Consider the following 6,834-nt stretch of genomic DNA (forward strand, 5'->3'; position numbering starts at 1 on the left):
GGAACAACTCCCACAACTCATCCGGCACCAGCCGCTCGGCAAGACTCGTCATGCCCAGCACAACGAGCCAAACCGCCAAAGGAAACGACGTCTTAAGCCATCGTGGGGCAGGCCGGCGTTCAGCCTGGTCACTGGAGTGGACAGGGGGCAGGGGCCGTCCGGACGCCGGCCGGCCGGTCAGTCGGCCGGGGCTCCATCGGCTGGGTGCAGCCTCATCATCGGATGCCCCCAGCCCGCCGGGCCCGGTTAAGTGTGCGCGTATATGGGTTCTTACGGTGTCCGGAGCTGTGATGTGTCCTCTGTCTGTACTTGCACCTAGACGTTGCGGGATGAAGCCGCGGTGGCCGCTGGGCCGCGGAACAAGGTGGCTGCGGCGTGTTGCTCTGGCAGTGGCGGTGACGGTGACAGTGGGTGCGGTGCCGGTTGTCCTGGCTGCGGCTGTCCCTCCTTCTGCGCTGCTGGGGGGCGGGGGGCTGGCAGGAACAGTGGCGATGGGCGGCGGTGCGGCAGGGAGCATCAATGAGCAGACCGGGGCGTTCTCTGCGTCTCTTCCGCTGGCCGCCCTGCCCGGGCGCGGGGGTACAGGGGTGGAGCTGTCCCTGGAATACGGCCAGGCGGCGGCTGGTGCGCAGGTGGACAGGCTGGGACTGGGCGAGGGTATCGGCCTGAACCTGGAGTTCGTTGATCCTGAGGGCGGGGGCACTTTGCATACCGCTGGCGGCAGCTTTCCTCTTGTGCCAGGGGACACCACGGGGACGGGGCTGAAGCGGTATCTGCTGAAAGACCTGGCGGTCCGTGAGCAGCGGGGCACTTTGCCCGAACACGACGGGCTGGAGGAGGCGCGGCGGGACTACAGGTGGGTCCTGACCCACAGCGACGGGGGCAGGAAGTTCTTTTCCGAAGAAGGCGACCTGATCGCTGAGGAGGATGCATTCGGCAACCGGACGGCATACCGCTGGGAGCTGCACGGCGACCAGCACCGGCTGAGGGAAGCGGTGGACACCTTCGGGCAGGCCGTTTCCTTCGGCTACGGCACCGAGGGCCGGGTGACTGTCACCTCGCCCGTCCGCAGCGATGGCCGGCAGCCTGTGACCGTCCTGCACCTGGAGGGCGGCCGGCTGACTGCAATGACGTATCCGGAAGACCAGGTGGTGAAGCTGGCCTGGGACTACGCCCCGGACGGGGCGCCCGGGCGGCTGCTGACCCGTATCGAGTCTGCTGCGGGGGCGGTGACCCGTATCGGATACAGCCGGCCCCATGGCTTCCCCGTAGCCTCCTCTCTCAAGGTCACCGACCAGGCTGCCAACAGCCTCGTCCCGGAGCTGACGTTCCGTCTGGGAACGGCAGGGGAGCACGAGGGGCATGACTACACGGGGAACGGGCAGTACGGCAGCGCAGATGACCTGTTTGACTCAGCGGATACCGACTACCGGTATGCAACGGAACTCTCAGACGGGCGCTCCGTGGTCCGCTCGGTGTTCAACAGCCTCCATCTCCTCAAAGAACGCACCGCCGCGGTCAGGGTGAACGGCCAGCGGGCCCCTGTACGTACACAGACGCTGGAATACGAGGGCGAACGCGACGGAGGAAAGACCCCCCCTCCCGCATCTGCGCTGCCTGCCAATTACGGCAAACCTGTCCGGGCGTCGGTCACGGTGCATGACCCTGCAACCGGCCGCTCCCGCACGACTGTGGAGACTGCCCGTTTCGACGAGTACGGCCGCGAGGTGGAGCGCACCGGCGTGACCGGCGCGGAGACGGTTACTGAGTACGATCCCACCGCCCTGGCCCCGCACACGCGCAGTGACGGCCCGGGAGACAGGCCGGCAGGCCGCGGGCTGCCCCTGCGGGTTACCGTCACCGGCCGCGACGGCGCGCAGACGGTGACGGAGAACACCCTGTCAGATGACCGCAGAAGTATCGTCTCCACCAGGCAGCTGGTGAAGAACAAGGGCGAGGGCGGACTTTCTGCCCGGACCGTCACAGCCTTTGCGGTGAACACCCATGGCGAAACCAGCCAGAGAATCCTGACCTGGGCCAGTGACAACGCGAAGCCCGGGGGGGTGGAAGGCCCGGACCGTGTCACTGAACGGTATGAGCAGGAAACCGACACGGGCAGCCGCCAGCGGACTGACCGGGTCACTGGCCCGGCTGGAGTGACCACTCAGGTGACGGACCTGGTTACCGGACAGCTCATCAGGGCCACTGATGCCGCAGGCAGCACGGTGGAGAACTCCTACGACGAAGCCGGGCGCATCATCTACCAGAAGGCGCCGGGAGGGCAGGCGGGTCAAGGCCTTCTCACTGCGACCTCCTATGCGCCCGGCACGAAAACGGTCACCAGTCCGGGCCAGAACGGCCGGCAGCACATCACCGTGGAGAAGTACGACCTGCTCGGCCGGATGGTGCAGCGGACGGACAACGTACGCGGCGGGGAGCTGACCCGCGATCCCGCGGCCCGTACTCTTCAGAGCGTCTCCTTCCGCGATGAGGGCCGGACCGCGGAAGTCACCGACCAGGCCGGACGCACCACCGTCACTACCAGTGACGACCTTGGCCGGCCGGTGAAAACTGTGGCCCCGAACGGGCTTACCCAGCTGTCTGTCTACCGTGACGCCGCCACCGCGGACACTTTAACCGTCACCACCCTGACCCTTCCGGCTGGCGAGAGCGACCCGGCCCGGGCGGTTATGACGGCCGTCGAAACCCTCGACAGTGCTGAACGGCCCGCCGCCACTGCAGCGTCGTACGCGGACGGCACGCAGCAGACCGCGGCCAGCCAGGCCTACGACAGCCTCGGCCGCGTCGCCCAGACCATTTCGCGTGAGGTGGCCCTCACCCCCCGCTACGGCACAGGGGGCACGGCCCAGAGCGCCACCCTCACCCCCCAGAACCCTGCGGCCTTCCCCGGCGAGAACATCACTGCTGCTGCTCCCGCCGATCTCACCGGCGCCGCCGTCACCAAAACCCTCACCCCCGGCCAGGACACCGCAGGCGCCCGCGCAGGCATGACTCTGCTGCGCGATGATGCCGGCCGGACTGCCCAGGAGCGCCGCCCGGACGGGCGGAAGGCGCTCTACACCTACACCCCCTCCGGGCAGGTGCGGGAATCGGTGTCTCCGAGCGGCATCCGCACCGCATCCCGTTACGACAGCCCCACCGGGCACCTCCTCGAAACCACCGTCACCTCGGCCGACGGCAAGACCGCACAGAAGACCGCCTACACCTACGACCCTTATACCGGAGCCGTCACCAGCATCTACGATCCAGGGAAAGCGGACACCAGCAGGATCGGCTACCTCTACGATGCCGACGGCAACACCACCCGGGTCACCTACCCCGACGGGAAGTCTGTCCGGCAGCAGTACAACGACAGCGGCCAGCTGGAAAAGACAGCCGACACCGCTGGGCTGACTACGTTCTACGCCTATAACCCAGACGGGACACTGGCCCGTGCCGTCCAGCACGAACGGGACGACCCTGCCAGCCTCATCAGGGCGAGCGTGACCTACACCTACGACGGACTCGGCCGCATCGTCAGAGCCGGCCGCGGCAACGGCGTCACCACCGACGTGCTCTACACCGGGGCTAGCCAGATCAGAAGCGAGAAAACCACCCGCGGCAGCCAGCTCACCACCCAGGCTGCATATACCTATGACAGCCACGGCAACCTCACCCGCCGGACTGACACCCGCCCCCAGACAGCCTCCGGCGGCACCCCCGGCCCGGCTGTGACCACGAGTACCGAGTACCGCTACGACGCCCACAACCGGCTCATCTCCTCCAAAGTCCTCACCGCCGACGACAAGGAGCAGACCGCCAGCCACTACAGCCTCAATGTCGCTGACGACGTGGTGCAGACCGAGACATCCTCCAGCGATTCCCCCGGCAGGCCCGCTGTCACCTCACACAGCATCGATACTTCCGGCCGCCTGACCGCCCTCACCACCGACGGCCAGAAGCACCCGCAGACTTTCGACACCGACGGCAACCTGCTCACAGACCACACCGGCACCCGGTGGACCTACAACCTCCACGGTCAGCCCGCCACCATGACGACCGCCGGCGGAACCGCAGTCCGCTACACCTACTGGGCCGACGGCACCCGTGCCACCACAGCCGAAACCACCCCCGCCGGCGGCAGCAGCGGCCCCCGCGAAAGGACGACGGTATTCCACTATGCCCCCGGCGGCACCCTCATCAACGACACGCACACCAGCACCCCTGCGGACAGCGGGAGCGCAGACCCAGCAGACGGCCGCGAGGGGACTACCGCCTCCTACCTGATGGCCGGCGCCCGGCATGCCCGCACTCTTACCGGGCCCGGCGCCGACGCGGCAGCCTCCACTGGCGCCGGCTACATAATCGCTGACCGCCACGGCAGCATCACTGCTCTCACGGGCCCTGAAGGAAACGTCACCCAGGCCTGGAACTACACCGACTACGGGCAGCCCGCCAGCGCCGCCGGAACCGCGCTGCAGCCCCCCAGTACGGGCCCTGCGGGTCCAGCACGCCAGCCCTTCACCTATGCAGGCGAATACACAGCCGCCGACGGCACCCAGTACCTGAAGACCCGCACGTACGACCCGGTGCAAAAGCGCTTTACCACCGCCGACAGCGCCCCCCAGTTCAATCGCTACCAGGCTTTCAACGCCAACCCGCTCACTTACACCGATCCTACCGGCCGCACCAGCGAAAACGACTGGCACAGCTGGCTGATCACCGGCCTGTCCGTCTTTGTCACCGCCATCTCTGCCGTTGCGACGGCCGTCAGCTTCGGCATCGCAGCCCCCGTCACTCTCATGGGGCTCATGCTGGGAGGAGCATCCATTGCCCTCGACCTCGCCAGCGCTGCCGCAGAATCCATGCACATGCCGCAGACGGTCATAGCTGGACTTAAGAACGCCGCACTGGGGACCGCAGTGGCCGACCTTCCGGCCAGCGCCGTGTCAGGCATCCTCACCGGCGCACGCATAGCCGGGAAAATGAGCATGAGCGGCGCCATGAAATCCCTGTTAAGAATTGAGAACTTGGCTCTCCCGAAGTTCATGTCGATGGGTGACATGACCCGTATCGCACGGATGCACAAGCAAGTAGCCGGAGCGCCGGCCGGAAATGTCTGCGCTGTCACAGCTCTCGCCTGCGCCAAGAACCTTCGCGAGCCGGCTGGCGCCCGGATTCTTGTGCCCGCCACGGACTCAATGAGGTGGGTCTCGCATCCCCGCATGAAGCAGCTCGCCGGAGCGAGCAGTGACTGGTCAGCGCCGATGGACCCCACACAGCTGAGCAAATTCTTCAACTCGAAATACGGTCCCGCAGAATCGTATAAAATGCACATCGTCAGTGTGCGGAACTCACGGATTCCTCAGGCTGCCTATGCACTGGCCGGAGATATTCCGACCCACTACATCCCTGTCGTCACATCGCGCAATTACGAAGCAAACGGCAACTGGAGCAGCTACGCCCTCGACCTCGGCCAGTTCTATCGCATAACAAAATCCCATCTGGAGGACTTTGATGCCACCGAATTCCGTGTACTGGACGTCGGACCGGTGCACGGCAGCTGGTTTGACGGGCTGGAGCCCCGCATCCAGGGCAGGCCCTAATTATCAGTCAGAGATTCGTCGGCAGTAGGCGGCGACTTTGTCGAGGATCTCGTCGGCTGTCTTCGTCCAGACGAACGGCCTGGGGTGCTCGTTCCAGTCGGCGAGCCAGCCCCGGATGTCGCGTTCGAGGGCCTGGACCGAGCGGTGGACGCCGCGCTTGAGCTTCTTCTGGGCCAGCTCGGCGAACCACCGCTCGACCAGGTTCAGCCAGGACGCGCTGCTCGGAGTGAAATGCAGGTGGAACCGGGGACGGGCCAGCAGCCACCGCTTGCTGTCGGGCGTCTTGTGGGTGGCGTAGTTGTCCAGGATCAGATGAACCTGCAGATCAGCTGGGACCTCCTTGTCCAGCTTCGCGAGGAACTTCTTATATTCCGCCGCCCGGTGGCGGCGGTGCAGGGAGCCGATGACCTTGCCGGTGGCGACCTCGAGGGCGGCGAACAGGGTCGTGGTGCCGGCCCGGACGTAGGCGTGGCTTCGCCGTTCAGGAACGCCGGGCATCATCGGCAGGACCGGCTGGGATCGGTCCAGGGCCTGGATCTGCGACTTCTCGTCCACGCAGAGCACCAGTGCCTTCTCCGGCGGGTCGAGGTAGAGGCCGACGACGTCACGGACCTTGTCGATGAACAACGGGTCGGTCGACAGCTTGAACGTCTGAGCCCGGTGCGGTGCCAGGGCGAACGCCCGCCAGATCCGTGACACCGTCGACTGAGACACGCCTGTCGCTGCGGCCATTGACCTGGTCGACCAGTGGGTCGCGTTCTTCGGTGTCTCCTCGAGCGTCGTGACGATGACCCGTTCGACATCAGCGTCGGTGATCTTCCGTGGGACGCCCGGCCGCGGGTCGTCACACAAGCCGTCCAGGCCCCGCTCGATAAACCAGCGCCACCAGGTGCGGACCGTGTCCGGGGCGATCCGCAGCCGGCGGGACAACTCCATGATCGAGTACCCCTCGGCGCACTCCAGCACGATCCGCGTTCTCTGGGCCAGGGCCTGGGCCGTCGTCCGGCGACGCAACCAGCCCTCCATCACCGCCCGCTGGACATCGGTCACCGACAGCAGCGGAATCTTCGGACCCGGACGACCATGCCCAACGAAGCACCTGCCCGACCGTCACGACAAAGACCGTTGCAGTACTTAGACGTCGTTTCCTTTGGCGGTTTGGCTCGTTGTGCTGGGCATGACGAGTCTTGCCGAGCGGCTGGTGCCGGATGAGTTGTGGGAGTTGTTC

2 protein-coding genes are annotated in these 6,834 nt (G+C 66.3%); one reads left to right on the forward strand and one right to left on the reverse strand.

What is annotated here, in order from left to right:
• The first annotated feature begins 587 nt into the window (after positions 1–587).
• Positions 588–5,606, forward strand: coding sequence for an RHS repeat-associated core domain-containing protein (locus ACFZBD_RS34960; RefSeq protein ID WP_391147734.1), 5,019 nt, complete (start codon positions 588–590; stop codon positions 5,604–5,606).
• A gap of 3 nt (positions 5,607–5,609) precedes the next feature.
• On the opposite strand, the gene ACFZBD_RS34965 is transcribed toward ACFZBD_RS34960, so the two are convergent.
• Positions 5,610–6,632, reverse strand: coding sequence for an IS630 family transposase (locus ACFZBD_RS34965; protein ID WP_391147736.1), 1,023 nt, complete (start codon positions 6,630–6,632; stop codon positions 5,610–5,612).
• Positions 6,633–6,834: the final 202 nt, after the last annotated feature.

The organism is Streptomyces sp. NPDC008121, assembly GCF_042957155.1.
Classification (GTDB): domain Bacteria; phylum Actinomycetota; class Actinomycetes; order Streptomycetales; family Streptomycetaceae; genus Streptomyces.